This window comes from Aquirufa sp. Wall-65K1 (assembly GCF_054558475.1).
Genome location: NZ_JBPXKD010000008.1, coordinates 91,701 through 113,646, shown reverse-complemented (window position 1 = coordinate 113,646; position 21,946 = coordinate 91,701). Strand labels below are relative to the sequence as shown.

The 21,946-nt window shown below is 39.2% G+C and carries 18 protein-coding genes and 1 tRNA gene; 3 read left to right on the top strand and 16 right to left on the bottom strand.

From position 1 onward, the window contains the following. Positions 1-18: 18 nt before the first annotated feature. A tRNA-Thr gene (locus ACST15_RS11835) sits at positions 19-91 on the top strand. A 221-nt stretch (positions 92-312) separates the two neighbouring features. Here ACST15_RS11835 and ACST15_RS11830 read toward each other — a convergent pair. Further along, positions 313-1,398, bottom strand: coding sequence for a helix-turn-helix transcriptional regulator (locus ACST15_RS11830; protein ID WP_459454865.1), 1,086 nt, complete (start codon positions 1,396-1,398; stop codon positions 313-315). 368 nt (positions 1,399-1,766) lie between these two features. Between ACST15_RS11830 and ACST15_RS11825 the strand changes: the two genes are divergently transcribed. Further along, positions 1,767-2,084: a hypothetical protein gene (locus tag ACST15_RS11825; RefSeq protein WP_459454864.1), complete on the top strand. Its 318-nt coding sequence runs from the start codon at positions 1,767-1,769 to the stop codon at positions 2,082-2,084. A 159-nt stretch (positions 2,085-2,243) separates the two neighbouring features. Beyond that, positions 2,244-4,628 (top strand): zinc-dependent metalloprotease, encoded by a 2,385-nt coding sequence (locus ACST15_RS11820; protein WP_459454863.1) that lies wholly within the window; start codon positions 2,244-2,246, stop codon positions 4,626-4,628. Between the two features lie 330 nt (positions 4,629-4,958). Here ACST15_RS11820 and ACST15_RS11815 read toward each other — a convergent pair whose 3' ends face one another. From ACST15_RS11815 to ACST15_RS11745, 15 genes are all read right to left on the bottom strand, one after another. Next, a complete protein-coding gene (locus tag ACST15_RS11815) occupies positions 4,959-5,630 on the bottom strand; it encodes a TetR/AcrR family transcriptional regulator (protein WP_459454862.1) in 672 nt (223 codons plus the stop codon). A 191-nt stretch (positions 5,631-5,821) separates the two neighbouring features. Then, entirely contained in the window at positions 5,822-6,346 is a 525-nt protein-coding gene (locus tag ACST15_RS11810; protein ID WP_459454861.1) for a hypothetical protein, read from the bottom strand. An 11-nt stretch (positions 6,347-6,357) separates the two neighbouring features. Further along, positions 6,358-7,785 carry an amidohydrolase gene (locus ACST15_RS11805; protein ID WP_459454893.1) on the bottom strand — a complete coding sequence of 476 codons (1,428 nt, stop codon included), beginning with the start codon at positions 7,783-7,785 and terminating at the stop codon, positions 6,358-6,360. Positions 7,786-7,806: 21 nt separating this feature from the next. Beyond that, complete coding sequence (locus ACST15_RS11800; RefSeq protein WP_459454860.1) at positions 7,807-8,694, bottom strand: hypothetical protein; 888 nt, start codon at positions 8,692-8,694, stop codon at positions 7,807-7,809. A 131-nt stretch (positions 8,695-8,825) separates the two neighbouring features. Then, a complete protein-coding gene (locus tag ACST15_RS11795) occupies positions 8,826-9,191 on the bottom strand; it encodes a hypothetical protein (protein WP_459454859.1) in 366 nt (121 codons plus the stop codon). Between the two features lie 54 nt (positions 9,192-9,245). Continuing rightward, positions 9,246-10,499: a glucuronyl esterase domain-containing protein gene (locus tag ACST15_RS11790; RefSeq protein ID WP_459454858.1), complete on the bottom strand. Its 1,254-nt coding sequence runs from the start codon at positions 10,497-10,499 to the stop codon at positions 9,246-9,248. A 27-nt stretch (positions 10,500-10,526) separates the two neighbouring features. Beyond that, positions 10,527-11,435: a substrate-binding domain-containing protein gene (locus tag ACST15_RS11785; RefSeq protein WP_459454857.1), complete on the bottom strand. Its 909-nt coding sequence runs from the start codon at positions 11,433-11,435 to the stop codon at positions 10,527-10,529. Between the two features lies 1 nt (position 11,436). Then, on the bottom strand, positions 11,437-12,384 hold the full coding sequence (locus tag ACST15_RS11780) for an ABC transporter permease (protein WP_459454856.1): 948 nt from the start codon (positions 12,382-12,384) through the stop codon (positions 11,437-11,439). 7 nt (positions 12,385-12,391) lie between these two features. After that, complete coding sequence (locus ACST15_RS11775; protein ID WP_459454855.1) at positions 12,392-13,885, bottom strand: sugar ABC transporter ATP-binding protein; 1,494 nt, start codon at positions 13,883-13,885, stop codon at positions 12,392-12,394. A gap of 20 nt (positions 13,886-13,905) precedes the next feature. Then, on the bottom strand, positions 13,906-15,063 hold the full coding sequence (locus ACST15_RS11770; RefSeq protein WP_459454854.1) for a Gfo/Idh/MocA family protein: 1,158 nt from the start codon (positions 15,061-15,063) through the stop codon (positions 13,906-13,908). A gap of 21 nt (positions 15,064-15,084) precedes the next feature. After that, positions 15,085-16,116: a sugar phosphate isomerase/epimerase family protein gene (locus ACST15_RS11765; RefSeq protein WP_459454853.1), complete on the bottom strand. Its 1,032-nt coding sequence runs from the start codon at positions 16,114-16,116 to the stop codon at positions 15,085-15,087. Positions 16,117-16,138: 22 nt separating this feature from the next. Continuing rightward, positions 16,139-17,347 carry a class I mannose-6-phosphate isomerase gene (locus tag ACST15_RS11760; RefSeq protein WP_459454852.1) on the bottom strand — a complete coding sequence of 403 codons (1,209 nt, stop codon included), beginning with the start codon at positions 17,345-17,347 and terminating at the stop codon, positions 16,139-16,141. Positions 17,348-17,363: 16 nt separating this feature from the next. Next, the gene (locus ACST15_RS11755) at positions 17,364-18,425 is read right to left on the bottom strand and encodes an aldose 1-epimerase family protein (protein ID WP_459454851.1); all 1,062 of its coding nucleotides are present in this window, start codon (positions 18,423-18,425) and stop codon (positions 17,364-17,366) included. A 14-nt stretch (positions 18,426-18,439) separates the two neighbouring features. Beyond that, the gene (locus ACST15_RS11750) at positions 18,440-21,178 is read right to left on the bottom strand and encodes a c-type cytochrome (RefSeq protein ID WP_459454850.1); all 2,739 of its coding nucleotides are present in this window, start codon (positions 21,176-21,178) and stop codon (positions 18,440-18,442) included. Positions 21,179-21,193: 15 nt separating this feature from the next. Next, the gene (locus tag ACST15_RS11745; RefSeq protein ID WP_459454892.1) at positions 21,194-21,937 is read right to left on the bottom strand and encodes a 3-keto-disaccharide hydrolase; all 744 of its coding nucleotides are present in this window, start codon (positions 21,935-21,937) and stop codon (positions 21,194-21,196) included. Positions 21,938-21,946: the final 9 nt, after the last annotated feature.

Below are 21,946 nucleotides of genomic sequence, written 5' to 3'. Positions count from 1 at the left end.
TTTGCATACCCAATTCAAGCCTCCTTAGCTCAGCTGGTAGAGCAACTGACTTGTAATCAGTAGGTCATTGGTTCGATCCCGATAGGAGGCTCATTAAAGCTCAACAGAAATGTTGGGCTTTTTTGTTTGTAATCAGTAGGTCATTGGAATTGCATTCCGCGTCGTCCCGATAGGAGGCTCATTAAAGCTCAACAGAATTATTGGGCTTTTTTGTTATCATCGTAGGTAAAAGAAGTAAATTAGTTTCATCTTCATATTGTTCGTTTTGAAAATAGGATTATTTCAAAGACCTCTATTTTGCAGATTACACCACTAATACCCCAACAGCGCCCTTTGCAAATTTTCCTTCATTCGCTTACGAAGCTTATCTGGGGATATCACGCTTATTTCTTGGGAATAGCTTAAAATAAAACTCTCCAACTCCAGGTTGATTTCGATATTCCATGAAATAATCAATATGCTAGGATCTTCTTTCATGGGTTCTATGGTCTGGCTAGCATGAAGCGGGTATTGACTTAAATAATCGATAATCCAACTAGATTTCAAGACCCTTACTTGTACTAATTCAGGCTTTAAGTCTGGATAAATCAGATTATTCCGTAAAATCCCCAGCATATTCTTGAAATAGTCTGGAGGATAAAAATCTGGGGCGTATCGTAAGCTAAACTTTTGCGATAAATTTTTTAACTCATCCATACGGTCCAAAGCAAATAAGCGCAAGGTATTGATACTCGTTTTCACGATTTTCTCTGTTGAATTTACCTCTTGCATCAACACATACCACCCGGTATACCAACCATTATTATACTCTTTGATCATCAAAGGTATACCTTGATAAGGTTTAGGTCGGGAACTTTGCGACAAAGATTGATAGGAAAATGCCAAGGCCTCTTTGGCAGCAATGGCCTCTAATATCACTTTAATTTTATCTGAACCCGACCTCTCTCCGTCTTTAATCAACTGAATACTCGGCCAAAAATTGATTTCATGATAATTCGTCAAATTATTTTCTAAGGTGATAGCCCTCAACTTGTTGACTATCCCCTGCCCTGCTCCGTCAGTAAACAAATGTTGATTTAAATCAATCACGGAGGCCAATTGATTCAATTCATTTTCAGAAAAGGAAGGAAAAGCCGAAATGTCTTGTCGAACATAATAAAAACACGCCTGCGAACGAGAAAATCGAATCAATTCCCCTAGCTCTTCTTCCAAACTGGGATAACGCTCTTTCAATAATTCTTTTAAGCTGCTTATATCTCGACTAAAACTTCGTTCAGAATAATTGCTCACATCATATTGATCAAGTAAATACTGATTCACTTGAAGGTAATTCACCTGAAAAGCCTTTCTTAAAAATAAATTGTTGATTTCTTTTAGTCGATCTGATGGAGGAAGCATGGGAATATTTAGGGATTAGGGATTAGGGATTGGTTAGGGGTTAGGGGTTAGGGGTTAGGGATTAGGGATTAGGGGTTAGGGATTAGGGATTAGGGGTTAGGGATTAGGGATTAGGGATTGGGGGTTAGGGATTAGGGATTGGGGGTTAGGGATTAGGGATTAGGGATTAGGGATTAGGGATTAGGGGTTAGGGGTTAGGGATTTGGGATTGGGGGTTAGGGATTTGGGGTTAGGGATTGGGGGGAAATGGAATAAGTCATGAATTTTATTCAACTATTTATAGGTAAATATATCAATTTGATTGTAAACCGCCAAGATTTGGCGACTTATGGTCTGAAATTTGGGTATCAAAACAAAAAGAAAATACCATGAATAACAGACTACTTAAATCATTGATGATCAGCCTAGTACTAATTTGGATTGTATTTTATGCTACGGAAGGCGTAGCCAAGGCCCTTTGGTCAAGCAGCACCCTAAAAAAATACCGAATGGGTTTATTCACCATGATCCTTTTTATGGTAGGATTGTCGATTTATTTGATCTTAGCACCTTACCAACTTTTTGGCCCTAGTCCTAGCGATGGATACCATTCGCTCTTGGTTACCGCACATATTAGCTATTTAATACTGGGTTGTGGACTAAACCTCTTCTCTGAATTGGAGGAAAAAAAGGTAACTGCTCATTGATATATTCAATGGATTTTGTAAAAATGAGGATCATGCCATGAATGTCAAGTGATTTTTCCTATGAATTTTAGATATTGCATCAAATTCCATGGAAACTTCATATCAAACCTGCACATTCTGGAGATACCTAAAAGAATGGCTTTCTAAAAATTCATCCAAATGAATAAACTTCGTCCGCTTATTATTCTCTTACTCATTAGTTTTTCCATTCAAGCTCAAATCATGGACAAATTAAAGTCCATGAAAGCTTATTCCGGTTTTTTCAATTTTTATTACGATGAAAATTCAGACAAAATCTATTTGTCGGTAGATAAACTCAATCAAGAGTTTTTATACGTCTATTCTTTAAGTCAAGGGGTGGGAAACAATGACCTAGGTTTGGATAGAGGTCAATTAGGGAATGAACAAGTGGTATTTTTTGAGAAACAGGGAAATAAAATATTTCTCATTCAACCCAATTATCAGTACAGGGCAAACACCAACAATGCCTTAGAAAAAATGTCGGTCCAACAAGCCTTTGCCAAATCTGTCCTATTTGGGTTTAAAATAGAAGGGCAAGAAAACGGAAATTACCTCATCGATGCTACAGATTTTTTATTGCAAGATGCCCATGGGGTATTAAAAACCTTGACAAGAGCCAAACAAGGAAGCTATCAATTAGACAAATCGAGAAGCTCCTTATTAATAGAAAGAACTAAATCTTTTCCTAAAAATTCGGAATTTGAAGCTAGACTTACCTTTTCCGGAAACGGAACGGGAGCTGAAATTCGTTCGGTTGCACCCAATCCAGATTATGTGACTGTGGTGGAGCATCATTCATTCATCGAATTGCCCGACAATCAATATCAACCACGAGTGTATGATCCGAGGTCAGGTTCTAATGCCATTAGTTTTATGGATTATGCTAGTCCGGTGACAGAATCCATTGAAAAAAAATGGATTACTCGTCACCGATTAGTCAAGAAAAACCCTGAATTAGCCGTCAGCGAGGCCGTAAAGCCTATTATATATTATTTGGACAATGGTACACCTGAACCTATCCGTTCAGCGCTTTTAGAAGGTGGTCGATGGTGGAATCAAGCCTTTGAGGCCATTGGCTATAAAGATGCTTTTCAAGTAAAAATGCTTCCTGATGATGCTGATCCTATGGACGTAAGGTACCACGTGATACAATGGGTACATCGTTCAACCCGAGGTTGGAGTTATGGGGCTAGTATTTCAGATCCAAGAACTGGCGAAATCATCAAAGGACATGTAAGTTTGGGTAGTTTACGTATTCGACAGGATTTTATGATTGCCCAATCCCTCATGAATGCGCCTTATGCTAAAAGTAATCAAAACAACAAAGCCATGTTAGACATGGCTTTAGCGAGGATTCGTCAGTTATCCGCCCATGAAATAGGGCATACTCTTGGATTTGCGCATAATTATGCTGCTAGTGCCCGAGCAAATTCGAGTGTCATGGATTATCCGCATCCCCAAGTGGCCTTTATAGGTAAAGAAATCGATTTAAGTAAGGCCTATGATCGTAATATAGGAGAATGGGATAAAGTATCAGTGGATTATGCTTACGGCCAGCATACAGATGCGGAATTACCAAAAATATTAGATAAAGCCTACGAAAAAGGCTTAAGGTTTATTACTGATTTTGATGCCCGAAATCCAGGAGGTGCCCATATTTATGCCCATTTATGGGATAATGGCAGCACAATAGTAGATGAATTGCAACGTATTTTAGGCATTAGAAATCAAGCGATTAAACAATTTTCTGTTGACAACATGCGGGAGGGTGAAAGCTATTCCAAATTAGAAGACATGTTTGTCCCATTGTATTTCATGCACCGCTATCAAACCGAAGCAGTTAGTAAAATGATTGGGGGCTATGAATATAATTATGCCATCAAAGGAGGAAAAGAGTTAGTATTAAAACCGGCCAGTAAAGCCTTACAGCTAGAGGCGCTTCAGCAATTAATGAGGACATTACAAGCCAATGAAATAGCCATACCCAAAGAAAAACTAAGCTTATTTCCACCAAGGGCATTCGGATTTCCTAGGACCAGGGAATCATTTAAAAGTAAGACTGGCCTAACGTTTGATGCCCTGGGGGCCGTTGAAACAGCCGCCGAATTCACCTTGGATTTTTTGTTTCATCCAGATAGGATTTCGAGAATCCAACAAAATCATGCGATAGATGTCCAAAATTTAGGATTAAACGAACTATTGCAAATCATCAGTCAGCATACTATCGAGAAATCATGGTCTGAACCCTATTTAATGGCAGCCCAAGAAACCATTAACTTTAAAATTTGTGAAGCGCTATTAAATACCTGGCAAGCACCTAGCCTCTCAGCATTAGCGAAAATGGAGCTTCAGGCGGGTCTTAAAAAATGGCAGCAATATTTCAGTAAAAAAGCTACATCAAATCCATTTGCTATGTACATGCAGCAATATATTCAAGATGCTTTAATTCATCCTGCGGATTGGAAAGCACAAGCTAGCCCAGTGATCCCAGATGGGGCTCCTATAGGTATGGATTGCTATTAATCTTTTTCAAAATTGGATCGTGGCAAGGCTTATAATAGCATAAAGAAGTATTTTATTGTAAAAATACATGACTTTATAAAGTATTAGTATAAATTTTTGACTAAAAATAAAAAATAATTTTTTTATTTAAATCACATTGTATAATTTTGATACATTAATCGTTGAGAACAAATCAATTAGATTAATATACAAAATACGTAACCGCAAAATAAAAAATTAATTATAGAACACAGGGATACAAAAAGCTCCTATTCTTTGAATGGGAGCTTTTTTATGCTATCAAAAAAAATCAAGGATGGATGCGGTTTCCTAAATTAACTTAACCTTTTTTTAAGATTTCCTTTCTGACAAAAAAGATTTTAAATCAAGAGCTTCAAATTCAGATAAACCTTTCGCTGTTAAATAAGGCTTATAAATCTCAATAGTACCTGCCAAATACGTAGGTTTGACTTCTTGATAACTTTTTTGGAAGTCAAATAATAAATAAGTATTGAGCCAATGAACACCTAGAATAGCATGTTGGTGATAAAAAATCTCAAAGTTTTTTTCTTCAAAAACAGAATCATGCAAATAACCTTCTTTAACTAATTTTTCAAAAAGCCAAATCATTCTTTTTTTACGAAGCTTAAATGATTCCTTCAGCTCAACCATAAAATTCTCATCTTTAAAGGAAGCTGTCCAGATACAAATGATGGAGTTACGGTATTTAAATTGGATGTCCATGATATCGGACAACATACCTATATACTCTTTCCAATTAAAGAAATCAGAAAACTGGATGGTATCAAAATACTGTTGCAATTCATGAATATAGAGATCAGCAATAGCTATGAATAATGCCTCTTTCGTAGAAAAGTGATTGGTGATTTTACTCTTACTGATTTCAGTATATCGGGCAATTTCATCAATCGTAATGGCTGAACCGTAGGTGTTTAATACTTCTGAAGCGACTAAAATTATATTTTCACGACTCCTCTCCCCTTTTCTTTGGTATATTTTCATGATTAAATTATAATTTTTTTCAAAAATAAAAAATATTTTTTTTATTTCAAGTACAATGTATAATTTTGATACATTATTAAAAAATTAAAATAAATTAAAACAAAATACCAACCACGAAAGTTACCAAGACAATTATAGAACACAGGAATGCAATTAGCTCTTATTTTTTGAATGGGAGCTTTTTTGTTTTATTACGATTTACGGCTAAAAATAATGGTGCTGGACCAAATATCCCAAGTTCTACCTACTCGATCCTCCTTATCAGCTTCCTTTTTGATTCCAATCTGCCAATCAATATTCTTCCCGGGAGTGGACATGCGAAAGGTATACCAAGTCATTCCATCGGAATCTTTCCTAATACTTGGATTCGAGGCCAAAATGGCTTGTTCTAAACGATTTAAAAGATTGATATTGGTAGGAGAAAGTAAAAAATATACTTGATTTTTTTCTTTTCGGATAAGTCGCATTTGATTCACCCTACTCGTCGGTGATAAATATTCGTATTCGTATCCTCTTTGAAAAATTTGATAGCCATATTGTTTCATCAGGCTTTGAAATTCATCTTGATGGGCCTCCAATAAAATCATCCCATTGGACAAATCAGGAATGATATAGCGAGAATATTCATCTGTCTCCAACTTCAAAGCAGGCGTAATTTGTGCATTAGCAGTCAACCCAATCAAAAATACCCCAATAAAAACCCCCCAATATTTCATCACTGAATTGATTAATCGCGGTAATTAAGTGCAGGTGCTCTATTTCCAAGAAGCGATTTATAGACAAAGTTGGGGCCTCGTCTTTGATCGAACTCAGCCTTAGCTTCTTTTATCCATTCAGGGTGTTTGAATAAATCTACTGCAGTGGATGCCAAGGTTTTAGCCGCCATCATCATTCCTTTCCGACCTATGGATGTACCACCTGCCGCTACTGCTTGCCAGCTATGTGGACTAGTCCCGGGTACCCAGGTAGCTGTACCCAAACCAATGGTAGGCACAGTCCAACTTACATCGGCCACATCGGTAGAACCAGTCGCTAAATTATCTCCCTCGTGCAAACCTTTAATTTGATTTGTGCTGCTTAAATCAGCAGCTTTCATACCCTCTGATTGTTGGATTTGTTTGGCAAAGGCTATTTCGGAAGGGGTCATAGTATATCCGCCTACCCATTGTAGATTGGCATGCATCAAGGTAGCCAATCGATCATTTGGTAGCATTTCATATACTCCACCAATTAGCTCCGCTTCATATTTGGTACCCGTACCCAAGGCTGCCCCTTTCGCAGCATTTTCTAATCGGTCCCAAACATCCATCACAATATCTCGATTTGGAGATCGAACATAATAATAGACTTCGGCAAAATCAGGAACAATATTGGGTGCTTTTCCTCCTTGGGTGATCACATAATGCATACGCGTGGAAGAAGGAATATGTTCACGCATCATATTGGCCATATAATTCATGGCTTCCACAGCATCTAGCGCCGATCTTCCCATTTCAGGAGCTGCTGCTGCATGAGAGGATAAACCATAAAATCGAAATTTCCCCGCTTTGTTGGCTAAGGAATTACTCATAGAAATCACATTTTGGTTGTTGGGATGCCAATGTAACATCACGTCGGCTTGAGAAAATAAACCAGCGCGCACCATATACACCTTACCTGAACCACCCTCCTCAGCTGGGCAACCATAAAACTTGATGGTGCCTTTTTGACCGGTCTCCTGCATCCACTCTTTCACGGCTATAGCGGCCGCCACAGAACCTGTACCAAATAAATGATGTCCACAAGCATGACCAGAAGTACCGCCTAAACTGCGTTTAGTTGGTATGGAATCTTGTGACATTCCAGGCAAGGCATCGTATTCTCCCATGATACCTATAACGGGTTTACCTTGTCCAAAAGTTGCCACGAAAGCTGTAGGAATATCAGCTACACCAGGCTCAATGCTAAAACCTGCCTTACCTAATGCTTCTTGCAGCAAAGCCGAACTCTGTTTTTCCTTATAGCCTACCTCAGCATATTTCCAGATTTGATTGGCCATTTGGCCATATTGAACTTCCTTTTGTTGGATGCGTTGTATAACTTTTTTCTTATCTGCCTCTTGAGCCAAAAGAGAAAAATGAAAACAACACAGCAATAAGACAAATACATTTTTCATAGTTTTCATAGATCCATTAAGTTAATCTTTCCATTTGGCCAATTCATACTTAGCCATTTCCTCCTCTCGATCATACATATTTTTATCAAATAAAGACGCATGTCCACAATCGGTATCATTGGTCCAAGCATGTTTAGCAAAGGGCAAATACGATTCATTGACCATTTTATAGCCTTTTAAGGTCATACCTTGAAACCAAGGAATACCATTATCCAAGCTATTCTTTAAACCTATTGGAGGCACGGAACCTTTAGGACTAGTTAATGGACGTGCCATCTTCAAATTGATTAAAGCAGCATGTTCATTTAATCTACATTCTGGAAGAGGCCAGCTCATTTTTCCGTCTTCGACCAAACCATGATTGACCGCCCTTCCGTCTGGTTTAGACTGGTATAATTCTTTCAATTCAGACATGGTTGGACGATAGTCCCAATACCGATCTCCGTCACAATTTTCTCCAAAGGCTGGACAATTCCAGCATTGACCAACCTGACCGATTCCTACGGCATCTCCAATTTTACTTAAATAGTGCCCAATTAAATCACCATTAAAAAGCATATCGTTATGCATTATAAATAACCAATTCGATTTACTATTTTCCCAAGGAAATTGGCTTCGAATGGAATATCGATAATCTTTAAAATAAAGCAGCAACTGATTGAGTAAGCCTTTTCGCCTTCCTTCCCACCAACCAAAGAAAAATTTGGGTTTGAAATAAATGATGGGTAGACCTTCCAATAGTGAGCGCAATAAGTCTTCATCAAAACCTTCGGGCTGACTTTTTTCTAAGGTGAGATAAATGTGTTGAATATGCTGTCCTGAATTTTTCATCAAAGACCAAATACTAACAGCCGTTTGATAAGGTTTTCCATAAACATTAATGGCTACATCTACTTGTTGAACAGTCATAGGCGTTTTAAATTACTATAAAATTAATGGTAAAAAAGGGAAATGGTGACAGAAAGACGAAGGAATATTCGGGCACAATTCCAATACCAGCCAAAAGGAGAGATGTCAATTAACCAATAGTCATTTCACCTTTACAGGGGCTCATACTTGGCCTGAATGACATAGTAATTTCCATTTTTCCCTTGAATGATGGAATTCCCTAAATCATCTATGTCATTGATTTGTAGGGTATCTTGAAGAAATTTAGAGCCTTTAGGAAAGCGAATTGCTAAGACTAAACAACCTTCTATCTCAACCGGAATTCGAGCAAAAAAAGTAGAATCCTTGCTTATTGAATTCCTTTGAATGACGGTAGCAGGGTATGCCCCATCCTCAAAAATACAGGCATAAGGTAAATGGGAATTCTTTTTTTCTGGCAAAGCCTTCTTCACCTTTGCTTGTTGAGAAAAAGCCAAAGCAGGCACTAAAAGCAAAAAGAAAATGAATCTATATTTCAAAACAACAAAACACTTATCACTAAACACTAATCCCTAAACCCTAATCACTAAACACTAATCCCTAACTCCTATTTCCTCCATCCCAAACTTGATATATTGCTCCCAATCATATGCATTGATATCATGTTTACCATCTCGAATATGATAACGAATTAGCTTGCCGACAGGTTGATTTAGGCCAGGCATATCAATATTTCCCAAACCTTTTTTCCCATATAAAGCATAAACTTTTTCCATTTCTTTGGCGCCTAAAAACTCCCCTTTCGGGTCAGACCATTGATCGCCAAAGGCAGAGGCTACATATACAGGACGAGGAGCCATCAAACTCAACAAAATATGCTGGTCAAAGGGCAATTCATTTTCGCGATCAGCATAGCTAGCAAATTTAGGGATAAACCAATGTGGGAAACTGTTCGTGATTCGCCAAATGGTTTCACCATAAATTCGTCTACTGATTGCTGCACCACCCTCACCAGATTCATTGGATATAATAGCAGCGAATCGACGGTCATTGGCACCTGCCCATAAAGCAGCCTTACCTAGTCGCGAATGTCCATGTAACAAAACTTTTTTCGCATTTATTTGTGGGATACTTTGAGCTAAGTCCAACATCCTGCTTAATCCCCATGCCCAGGCACCAATGGCTGTCCAGTCCTCTGTTTTCAAGCCTAGTTCAGCAGCCAAATGGGTTCTAAGTCCGTTTTTATACCCTTGAGCAAAATCTTCTTCAAAATCCCCACAGGCAGCAGTAATTGTCCCGAATCCGGCATCTACTACTTTTTCAATTTGCCATCTACTGGCCCATTCACCTCGAGATGAGGCTTGAGAAATATTATTAATGAATTTAGGATCATTATTACAAACCACATATTTGTCAAAAACCGGAATACCTTCGTCGGAACCAATCGTTTGATTTCCGCAGAAATTCAATCCCATAAATACAGGAACAGGCTTATTTGACTTAGGCAAAATCACCACCACGGTAGCTTGAACTTTTCCTGCAAAATCCATTTTCCAAATCGACTGAATGGCTTTTCCACCTAAAATTTCCTTTTGAGATATCAGCTTATTGGTCTGCTTAACTGACTTTTTAGGCATTTGGCCATACATGTAATCAGCAAATAAGGTCAACCATTGGGCTCTATTATTCTCCCAATCTTCTTTACTGCTTATTTTTTTAGAACCAATCAATAATGGGTCAGGCAAGGTAATAGGACCTACTTTGCTTTCATCATAATTTGCTACAAATGGTTTTTGCTGTGCCATAATCGTGGTGCTTATCAAACAAAAAAAGAGGAACTTTTTCATGGAGAAGGTTGATTAAAAAGCTGAAATCTATTTAGTTTTAACTTGAAACGGAATCAAGACCTGAGTGTCTTTAATCGGCTTTTTACTAATTAAATCCAAGGCCATGGCAATCGCTTGGGCCCCTTGTTGCTCTGCATTTTGCAAGATTGTAGCATCTAATGTTCCTGCATCAACAGCCTTGATTGCATCACCGATTCCATCCACACTCACCACCACAACTTGTGATTTCTTTTTCGCATCCAATAATGCCTGCAAAGCACCTAGGCCCATTTCATCATTGTGGGCAAATACGCCTTGAATTTGATCTCCATAGGATTGAATCCAATTTTCCATCAAGGACATGGACTTAGCCCGATCCCACTCTCCTGTTTGAGTGGCTAGCAACTTGATGTTGGGATATGCTTTTAACGCTTCGACCGCCCCACGTTCACGATCTATTTGGGCTGCTTGTCCCATATAGCCTTGAATAATCACGATATTGCCTTTACCATTTAATTTTTTGGCTAAAAAATCGATCGCCATTTTAGCGGACTCTGCATCATCAGAACCTACCCATGCATCAGGTTTTTCTTTGGTAGAAGAATTAACATTGACGATGGGAATACCCGCCTTTTTAGCTCGCAAAATAGCTGGAGAGCTTGCCTCAAATTCAGCAGGATTTAATATAATGGCATCTACTTGTTGACTGATGAAATTCTCCACTTGTTCCACTTGTTTCAAAGCCGAGCGTTCTGCATCCACCACAATCAATTCCACATCGGCATCTTTGGCATGTTTTTCCAAGGAGGCACTCACTTTTTGGATAAACTCATTTTGAAGACTTAACATAGAAACACCTATGACGATTTTCTTTTTACCGTCACTTTCTTTATTTCCACAGGCCCAGGCTAAGCAGATAACTAAACAAGTAAATAAAATGCGTAAACTAATTTTCATGCTAACGTTTCATTTTTTGATAAACACTATCTAATACAACTGCTAATATAATGATTCCACCCATGACTACTTGCTGCCAATAGGCTGAAACATTTAATAAATCCAATCCATTATTAATTACCCCAATGAACAATACCCCCAAAAGAGTTCCTGTCATACTTCCTTTACCTCCACGAGTACTAGTACCCCCTATAATTACGGCCGCAATAGCATCTAATTCAAATCCTAATCCCGCATTAGGTTGCCCAGTATTGATACGTGCAGATAACAATATACCACCCAAAGCCGCAAACAAGCCACAAATAGTATATACCCACCATTTTACTTTAGCTACAGGAATACCTGCTACCCAAGCTGCAGTTTCATTTCCACCAATGGCAGTCACGTAGCGACCAAAAACCGTTTGTGTCAAAACGAAATGACAAATAAGGTAGGTGCCTATTAAAAATAAGATGGGAATTGGAATGCCGAATAAGTCTCCGTTTCCCAGAAAGTTAAAAGATTCCGATAAGTCTGAAACCGGCCTTCCCGATGAAATGATTAAAGCTGCTCCGCGAGCAATGGTCATGGTACCTAAGGTGACGATGAAAGGCGGAACTTTAGATAAGATGACCGTAAATCCATTCAAAGCACCCATCAGTGCCCCTACTGCCAAGGCCATAAATAAGGACAGATAAACATTGCCACCTTCTGATTTGGCAAATAATGCGGCCACGACACCCGCCACAGCCAACATGGACCCTAAGGACAAGTCTATTCCACCTGAAATAATCACAAAAGTCACACCAAAGGCCAAAATGGCATTGACGGACACTTGATTCAAAATGACTAATAAATTGGTATCGGTTAAAAAACGTGGTGTCAAAGTGGATATTAAAACACACATTAAAATCAGGGCTAAAAAGATTCCTCCCGATTGACTACCAAAAAGTATTTTTTTCAAATTCATACGCATATTATTTCATAGCATAAGACATAATCTCTGCTGGGCTAGTCTCTTCTTTATGTAAGGTAGCGGTTTGCTTTCCTTTGGATATTACCAAAATCCGATCACTCATGTGCATCAATTCAGGCAAATCGGAAGAAATCAATATGATGGATTTACCTTGTTTACTTAATTCAGCCATTAAGGTATAAATTTCGAATTTGGCTTGCACATCGATTCCTCGGGTAGGTTCATCCAATATTAAAACCTCGGGGACATGTTGCAAAACACGTCCAAAAACCACTTTTTGTTGATTTCCACCACTTAAATTCATCACCGCTTGTTCTGGACCCTTGGATTTGATTTTAAGTCGCGATATATGCCCCTTGGCTATTTCTTTTTCTTTCGCTTGATTCAACACTCCCCAACGCTGAAAATCCAACAAAGAAGACAAGCTTATATTTTGTTGAACCGAAAACTCAGGAATAAATCCCATTTCCTTTCTATCCTCACTGACATAGCCAATTCCGTGCTTCATGGCGTCTTGAGGATTTTTGAACTTGATGGCTTGACCTTTCCAAATGATTTCTCCACTTTGAGGAATGAGTAGTCCAGCTAAAGCTTTACCGATGTCAGTCCTACCGGCACCCACCAATCCCCCCAAACCTAAGATTTCCCCTTGGTGTAAATCAAACTGAATATCTTGAAATAAATTTGGAATACCCAAGCCTTTAACCTGCAAACACAAATCTCCTCTTAGCACCTCACGCTGAGGGAAAAATTGATTCATTTCCCGGCCTACCATTTGTTGGACTACCTCTTGCTCAGTACTATCATCCCTTAATTTTGATGATATTAAATAACCATCGCGTAAAACAGATATTCGATCGGAGAAGCCAAATATCTCCTCCATTTTGTGGGAAGTAAATAAAATACTAACTCCCTCATTTTTTAATTTATTAATTAGACGCCGAAACAAGCTTATTTCCTTTTCAGATAAGGAAGAAGTGGGTTCATCCATTAAGATCAATTTGGCTTGCTGAGAGATAGCCCTCAAGATCTCCACGAGTTGTTGTTCGGCAATCGATAAATTCTTAACTAGGGCACTTGGATCCATGGGGATATCACAATCCGCCAACAATTCCAAAGCTTTTAATCGGGCATTTTTCTTCCTTTCCCAAGGCCAGAATCCCAATTCATTTTCTCTTCCCAAAAAGATATTTTCTTCAACACTTAATTCTGGTATCAACATTAATTCTTGATGAATCATGGATATTCCGCTATCCATGATTTGTTTCAAACTTTGCTGCTGACGTTTTTGACCAAAAAAAATCACCTCCCCTTTATCTGGAGAGATGATTCCTAAAATAGTCTTCATTAAAGTAGATTTACCGGCTCCATTTTCACCCACTAAGGCGTGGATTTCTCCTGGATATAAGGATAAATCAACGGAATGTAAGATGGGAGTTCCCGAATAAGCAATAGATACATGACTGAGCTCTAGTACTGGTTTCTCTCCTTCCACCCTACATTCCATTTAATTAATTAACAAGGCCACTCTACATGAGTATCCTTCCATTGTTTTTGCTTCGCTGAATCAATCACGGCTTCACATACTTTCTGAGTTTGTAAGGCCTCACGGAAAGTAGGTGAACAAGGTTCGCCTGTCTCCAATGATTTCAAGAAATCCGCTGCCTGATGCACAAAGCTATGCTCATAACCGATGGATAATCCTGGAACCCACCATTTATCCATGTAAGGCTGATCACCATCTGTTACCAAAATAGACTTCCAACCACGCACGATAGAATCATCCGCATGATCATACATTTCTAAACGGTTCAGGTCATGTAAATCCCAACGAAGAGAAGCATGCTCACCATTGATTTCAAATGTATATAAAGCCTTATGTCCACGAGCATAACGCGTAGACTCAAACAAGCCTAAAGAACCATTTTCAAAGTGGCAGTGAAACAAGCAAGCATCATCAATACCAACTTTTTGCACTTGTCCAGAATCTGTGTGAACACGTTCTTTAATGAACGTTTCAGTCATGGCAGAAACATCTGTGATTCCACCATTGATCCATAAAGCAGTATCAATACAGTGTGCAAGCAAGTCGCCCGTAACACCAGAACCAGCTGCCTCAACGTCTAAACGCCAAGTACCGGCACCCCCTTGAGGTAAATCTGGACTAATGGTCCAATCCTGCAAGAAGTTGGCACGGTAATGAAAAATACGACCTAATTTACCTGAATTAACGATTTGTTTCGCCAAAGTTACAGCTGGAAGACGGCGGTAATTATACCAAACCGTATTCTTGACACCTGAAGCTTCAATTTCCTTAACCATTTCTTCACCCTCAGCCAATGTTCTGGACAAAGGTTTTTCGCAAAGAATCATTTTTCCAGCTTTCGCAGCCGCAATCGCGATTTCAGCGTGAGTATCGTTAGGCGTACAAATATCTACTGCATCGATATCATCACGAGCAATTAATTTACGCCAATCTGTTTCGTAGGAAGCATATCCCCATTGCTCAGCGAATGCCTTCACCTTTTCCTCATTTCTAGAGCAAACAGCTTGCATAACAGGCTCATAAGCTAGATTAGGGAAAAAGTTGGTGATGCGGTTAAAACCATTGGAGTGGGTTCTTCCCATGAAGCCCGTTCCGATCAATCCTATTCTTAATTTTTTCTTTTCCATTGTCAAATATATTTCAAAATCTTAAGACCAACCATGTGCATTGCGTACCTTAATCATGGTAGCTAAAATGTCATTCCAGGTTTTTTGTTGTAACATTACTTCATTACTGAACATACAACCATCCCAACAAATATGCTGGAATGCTTTGGTCAATTCACCTTTTTCATCGCGTAACCAAAATCCAGCATCTTCAGCCACCACTAATTTTCCATTAGGATCTGTAGCTTGGCAGTGTCTACCAGTTTTATCGTGACTACCTGTTCCATGCACTGTTCCGTCATTTTGAGCTACATGGAAGTCGATGGTCCAAGGACGAAGCGCCGCTGTTAATTGGCGTAAAGCATCTTTCAACACCTCACGATCAGACCAGTCGTAACCTTCTGGTAAGATACGGTCCTCCGGAGAATTATAACCCATGGTATACAACAACGTATGTGACATATCCGCTTGGAAACCGATGTTTTTACGATCTACGGCTTCCAAAGTAGCTACCATGTGACGCCAAGAGTGCATACCACCCCAGCAAATTTCACCTTCAGCAGCTAAACGCTCGCCGTAATCAGCTGCCACATCACAAGCCCTTTGAAAGGTTTCTACAATTTTCTTGGAATTACCTACTGGATCTTTGGCCCAATCAGACACACCACTGGCAGAATCAATACGAACAATACCGTTAGGACGAATACCCATTTCACGTAAAGTTTGACCGATTTCACATGATTTTTTGACCATGTCAACAAAAGTGTCTTGATCTGCCTTAGAGCCAATAGCAGGTCCACCCCAAATAGGAGCAACCAAGCTACCAATTTCTAAACCATGAGCTGCTACTTTATCGGCAAGGCGTTTTGCGCCTTCCTTACCCGAATTAATATCAAAATGCGGATCAAATAAACCCACATCCACCCCATCAAATTTTACGCCATCCACTTCTGCGGCCGCAGTCATTTCAAGCATTTGATCTAAAGAAATAACTGGCTCGGAATCTGGACCCTTACCCACGATGCCAGGCCAAGTGGCATTATGCAATTTTGGATAATTATTTATTTGTGTCATTTGTTCAAATGGTTTATATCAATTATAATTTTAAATCAGGATTGTTTGGACCAAAGTGCTTCAACATCACAATAGGATCAGTAGAAGAATGGTTAGTGATGACAACGCCTTCTTGAGCCGCTTTCTCAGTCACAAAGAACTCATCATTGGTTAATTGGCCGTAACGAATCATGGCTGGAGTTTCAATATTCCAAACACCCATTTTACCATGACCTTGCATCATGATTAAGCCATAAGCAGCGGCATCTTTGATGGTAACAGTTTGACAAGGGAATACAGTTAATTCTTTGGCAGAGAATGCCTCTGAACGGTAGCAAACCCATTTCTCAGAATACCCTTCTTTAGCCATTTCAGCCTCATCCTTTACAGGAATTGGAGCCATAAAACGAGTTTCCAATAAATTAGGATTGGTATTTAAGTCCCAGTCAATAACTTCCATCAATTGGTCATAATTACCGATTTCTTCTTTTGGAGTACCATTCCACAATAATTCCTCTGGAATGATCGCCTCATTAACCAAAGATTGGTACATGGCAAACACGTCAGAAGCTTTCTGAGGCTCATAAGTACAAAGGCTACCTGGAGCATGTAACATGCCTGGAGGCACATCCCAGCCTGTTCCCGGAATTAATGGGAAAGCTTGAGAGAACATGGTGATTTTATTATCACCCTTGGTAAAGTTCTGTAAACATTCTTTGATTTGCTCTTTGGTGGTTCCCGGTGCAATACCAAAGAACGTATAAGGAAAATCACCTCCATGGTTATTCAATTGTGGAGGAAAATAATATGCTTCTGGCTTACCTAATTGTCCAATCTTAGCCGCATGCTCGTCATTGTGGTGAATGTGGTGAGGTAAAGGACCCATGTTATCAAAAAACTTTGAATACATAGGCCAAGACTTATATTCATTCCAAAGACGATCACCAATAATTTGGCCACCTAATTCTTCAATGACATCCTTTAATAGGATTTGTTCTTCCTTGCCACCTTCAGAATAAACCACAGCACTAAGACCTTCGTTTTCTCCGGTTAATGGACCATTTTTAGCAGGGGTAGTAGATGATAACCAACGCTCATCAATTCCTCCTCGTACTCCGCCGAGTACATAATAATCATCTGGATGCAATTTAATACGACGACCTGGAACACAAAATGATCTTGGTACCCAAGTTGGCGCTAAACGCAATATGCCCTTTCCTTGCTCCAGGGCTTTTTCTGCTTTGTTTTTCATAAGAATAGGCAATCTTTTATTGTATAAAATTAGTTAATTTCTCTGCTTGTTTTTGTTGATCTAAGACTTCTAAAGTCACAGAAAAACGCTTACTGGCTCTAGGGGCTAGAAAAACTAAAGAGCCTTCTTCCCTAGCTGCTTTTTGACCTATGGGAGGGTTCGTTCCAGGTTCTATCCCGGTGACATATTCATCCTTTCCCCAATGCTGCCAATTGGTTAAACTAGGCAATGTCCTTTTGTCGTAAGACATCTTGACTCCTAGTCCTAGCTTTTCATTGTAAAGTCCGCAAGCTACTTGATGCTGGGCATCTGTGGCTGCATCGATAAAGGCAACTTCTTCTCCCCCACCCAAATGGATATCCAAGGGTGCTGGACAAGTTTTATAATCATTTCCTTCCTTGAAAATCAAAGCATCTTGAGTTCCCTCAAAACGATATTTCCAAGTTCCTTCCGCTACAATCTTTGTTCCTTGATCTACTAGAGGCCAACCAAAATTAAAGTGATATAATAACATCAATGGGGCGTCCATATTGCCTTCATTGATGATTTCATCTTCAATCTTTAAAAATGCTTCACCAAGTCGACCAGAAATAGTTCTTTTCAAAGTCAAACATGGACCAAAAATGACATGTTGACGAATAATACCTGAAATACTCATGTCTAACTGACCTGAGTGAATATCAGGCTGTACGATGGACGTAATTTCAGCGATTTGATTACTGATTTTTCCATGGATACCCCGACTGCCATACTCATCTTGCTCGGGTCCTCCCACATGGTCTAAACCGCAGGTCGTAAGTAGTCCTCCTCCAAAAGTACGTAACCAGTGCAGCCCCTGGTCTGACAGGGGCTGTGGACTGGTAATACCTGCATGGGAAATCCATGCTAAACTTTTCTCTTGGTAAAAGGCCTCGGCAATATCCATGCCGCGATCTAGAACTATTTTATAGCGAAATCCCGCTCCCGTATCCATCCAAGCAATTCGAACGCCTATACCAGCTCCATTATCTAAAGTGGAGGTTTCAATGCCTCCGAGTTGCTTGTGATTGGATATTTTATCTTTCCAAGGATACGTCATCTTTTTCTCTTCAATTATTTCGCAGCTGGTTTGGCAAACATAGCATTGCTCTCACTACCACCTGACATTAAATATGCCATCAAATCTTTCAATTCTTCTGCATTTAAACTATTGATTAAACCTGCTAACATAGGAGAAACACCAGAGTATTTCACAGAAGTTACATTTTTCTTCAATACTTTTTCAACCTGATCTGGAGCATACGGGTTTTGTGACACGTAGAAAGCAACCTTATCTTGGTTAGTAATACGACCCACTACGGAAGTACCATTTCTCAACATCAATTGAGAAGCAGCATACTGATCAGAAACAACTTTATTAGGTTCGATGATTGCTTCCAAAATATCCTTCTTAGAAAAACGAGTTCCTAAATTAGTTAAGTCTGGACCAACATTTCCACCACCATCAGAACCTACGGCATGACAGTTTCTACAAGTTGTAGCTGCAAACATCGACTTTCCATTTTGGAAATCACGGTTAGTTAATGGTGCATCCAAAATAGCTACAGCATCCTCTACTTTCCAGTTTTTACCTGGACCTTTCGGAGCATTTACTTTCACTAAATCATTACCATTAGCTGTTAATAAATCAGCTCCAGATAATTTGTCATATTTAGCACGTTGCGATTCAGCTACATTTTTCAAAGCCAATTTACGAGCACGATCAATGAAACCTACATAACTACGTCCACCTTGATACTCAAATCCCTTACGGAACCAAGCAAAATAACGATCATGTAATTCTGGAGTCCAATTGTTTTTAGCCGCACTTAACATAGTAGCTAAATAAGTCTGCTGAGCTGGTGGAATTTTTTCCAACATTCGAGCAATATCCGTTCCATACTGAGGGTTACGCATGATTAAGTCAGCCGAAGATGTAGCTGTTTCCGCACGGTAAGCTGCTACGGAAGCAGTATCCTTTGTCTCCATTAATTTCAAAGTACGAGGAATGATACCTGGCGCTTCCAAAGTAATCAAAATACGGCTTAATGAACGAGTTAAGTTCATTTGTTTAGCTGGATACATGGCATCAAACTTAGCTACAATAGCGGCTGATTGAGAAGCATCTGGTAAACCGTTTCTTAAAATATTTAACTCAAAAGCACGGATATAATCGATCTGCAATGCCTCATTGAAACCTTTATTGTCAATCTTTAACAATGCAGCATTAATCGCATTTTTATTTTCTGGCTTATCCATACGGATCAAACCAATCAATGCATTGATGGCAGTTACAGGATCTTTTTCATTCAAGGCTTTTTCCTTCCAAGAGTCAGCTGGATTATGCTCAAGAGCTATACGAGCTGCATAACGAACAAAACGATCTGGATTATTTAAATACGGCCAAACAGTAGTCACTGCTGCTGGATTTGGACCATTGTGGAATACCTCTAATTTGCGACGCAATTCGTTTAAAGGAGTAATTTGAGAAACTACTGGCTTCATACTTGCCTCTTCAGGACCATTATAAGAAACACGGTACAAATCAGACTCCAAACGACGACCACCAATTAAGAAATACAAGGCTCCATCTGGGCCCACTTGACCGTCAGTTAATGGAAGTGGAATACCTGATAAAAACTCTTCACGATCTGCCGTGTAAGAAGAACCTTGTGGTTTTAACTTAATTAAGTGAGCAATACCAAAAGTCCAGTCGAATGCCAACAATGATTTCTTGTATTTTGCAGGAAATTTAGCATCACGCAATGACAATAAACTTGTAGGAGAACCTTGACCGATATTCAATACTGGAGGTAAATTATCCGGTAAAGAAGGAGACCATTTGCTATTACCCGTTCTCCATCCGTGTTCAGAACCCGAAGTTACGTGGTTAATACGCGTTGGACGGTACCAAGGTAAACCGAAATCCCACTCCATATCTGCATCATAAGCAAATAAGTCGCCAACTTCGTTGAATGCGATGTCAAATGCATTTCTGTATCCTGCACTAATCAATTCCCATTTTTTACCATCTGGATCAATATTAACAACATATCCACCTGGTGCATAACGGTCATTAGCATGTCCTCTTGGATCCTTGATCAAAGGGAATAAATTATCTTCATGCCAGTTTTTAGGCAAACGATACGCATCCATTGGAGGTACGTCTGTGTGGTTACCATTGATTAAATAAATGGATTTTTTATCAGGAGATAAAATGATTGAGTGTGGTCCATGTTCACCTTCACCTTTGAATTCTTTCATCAAAGTGATTTTATCGAAATGATCATCTCCATCTAAATCTTGGATACGATACAATCCACTACCACGTGGAGCATAACTAGGCGCGAAATTAGGATTTCTACCTGCTTGAGCTGCTGGAGGATTCACCGGAGCAACACGCGCATTAACCATTACGTATAGGCTATTGAACGCATACAATAATCCATGTGCATTACCGATTCCTAATGTATCTGCTCCTTTACCAAATTTCAATTTTTCAATTTTAGGAGTATTGTCTTTTGAACCAATAGCAGGAATCGTTAAACGAAACAATCCACCATATTGGTCAGAAGCAATCATTCTACCCTTGTCATCAAAACACATAGCCACCCAAGAACCCATTTTGGCATCCGAAGGGCTAAATATATGTTCAACTTTAAATCCGGGTTGTAAACGAATCTTATCCGTTTTAGGATTAGCCCCTTCTGCTAGAGCGGGCTGTACTTTGTGGAGCGAATTGTAGCCAAAACTGCCTAAAGCAATCACGGCTGCAAACACCATTCCAAGTTTAACTAGAGGTCTCATTTTCATGTATTTAATAGAGTTTTATTTAAGAGTTTTCAATCGAATATTTTTGTATTCCACTTTCATCGGTGGACCTACGTGTACTTGCATACCTAACCAACCAGAAGCTTTACCATTTATTTGATCTAAGTCGGTAACATCACTCATCAAAACACCATTGATGTAGTGTAATAAGTGATTTCCTTTAGCTACAATATGTAATTCATTCCAATCTTCTGATTTAATATTAACCTTTAATGAATCCGAATTACCTAATGAACCTTTTACTTGACGAGCAGTCCAGTTATTTCTCTGGGCAAATGTGCGTAAATTATTCTTTAATTCTGGGTCTTTTTGCTCATTAATCACCGAAATCTCACCACGATAAGCCAGGGTAGTACGAGCACGCTCTTCATAATTTTGACCGGTATATCGGTTACTACCATCGATGTCAGCTTGATACCCTTTTAATGCAAATGGTAAATCAGGTAATAATTCCTCAGAACGATAATTCACACCAGTATTTCCTGCTTTAGTAATTTTAACATCAGCTTTGAATTCAAAATCAGCTGGCTGTCCACCTCTCCAAATTAAGAAATGGTTTCTTTTCAAAACGGTAGCAGGGGTTATTTCTCCTACAATAGATCCATTCTCCACACGCCAATAAGCAGGATCACCCTCCCATCCTTTTAAGCTCTTTCCATCAAAGATTTTTTTGAATCCTTTTTCCTTAGGCTTGTCCTGTTGGCCTGCCGAGGGACTGCGAAACGCAAAAAAGGGAATCATCAGCCCCAC

Coding starts and splice junctions, on each gene's coding strand:
- ACST15_RS11785 (WP_459454857.1), bottom strand. CDS start 11,435: ATGAAAATTAGTTTACGCATTTTATTTACTTGTTTAGTTATCTGCTTA.
- ACST15_RS11805 (WP_459454893.1), bottom strand. CDS start 7,785: ATGAAAAATGTATTTGTCTTATTGCTGTGTTGTTTTCATTTTTCTCTT.
- ACST15_RS11780 (WP_459454856.1), bottom strand. CDS start 12,384: ATGAATTTGAAAAAAATACTTTTTGGTAGTCAATCGGGAGGAATCTTT.
- ACST15_RS11825 (WP_459454864.1), top strand. CDS start 1,767: ATGAATAACAGACTACTTAAATCATTGATGATCAGCCTAGTACTAATT.
- ACST15_RS11800 (WP_459454860.1), bottom strand. CDS start 8,694: ATGACTGTTCAACAAGTAGATGTAGCCATTAATGTTTATGGAAAACCT.
- ACST15_RS11745 (WP_459454892.1), bottom strand. CDS start 21,937: ATGATTCCCTTTTTTGCGTTTCGCAGTCCCTCGGCAGGCCAACAGGAC.
- ACST15_RS11755 (WP_459454851.1), bottom strand. CDS start 18,425: ATGACGTATCCTTGGAAAGATAAAATATCCAATCACAAGCAACTCGGA.
- ACST15_RS11770 (WP_459454854.1), bottom strand. CDS start 15,063: ATGGAAAAGAAAAAATTAAGAATAGGATTGATCGGAACGGGCTTCATG.
- ACST15_RS11790 (WP_459454858.1), bottom strand. CDS start 10,499: ATGAAAAAGTTCCTCTTTTTTTGTTTGATAAGCACCACGATTATGGCA.
- ACST15_RS11765 (WP_459454853.1), bottom strand. CDS start 16,116: ATGACACAAATAAATAATTATCCAAAATTGCATAATGCCACTTGGCCT.
- ACST15_RS11760 (WP_459454852.1), bottom strand. CDS start 17,347: ATGAAAAACAAAGCAGAAAAAGCCCTGGAGCAAGGAAAGGGCATATTG.
- ACST15_RS11830 (WP_459454865.1), bottom strand. CDS start 1,398: ATGCTTCCTCCATCAGATCGACTAAAAGAAATCAACAATTTATTTTTA.
- ACST15_RS11815 (WP_459454862.1), bottom strand. CDS start 5,630: ATGAAAATATACCAAAGAAAAGGGGAGAGGAGTCGTGAAAATATAATT.
- ACST15_RS11820 (WP_459454863.1), top strand. CDS start 2,244: ATGAATAAACTTCGTCCGCTTATTATTCTCTTACTCATTAGTTTTTCC.
- ACST15_RS11810 (WP_459454861.1), bottom strand. CDS start 6,346: ATGAAATATTGGGGGGTTTTTATTGGGGTATTTTTGATTGGGTTGACT.
- ACST15_RS11750 (WP_459454850.1), bottom strand. CDS start 21,178: ATGAAAATGAGACCTCTAGTTAAACTTGGAATGGTGTTTGCAGCCGTG.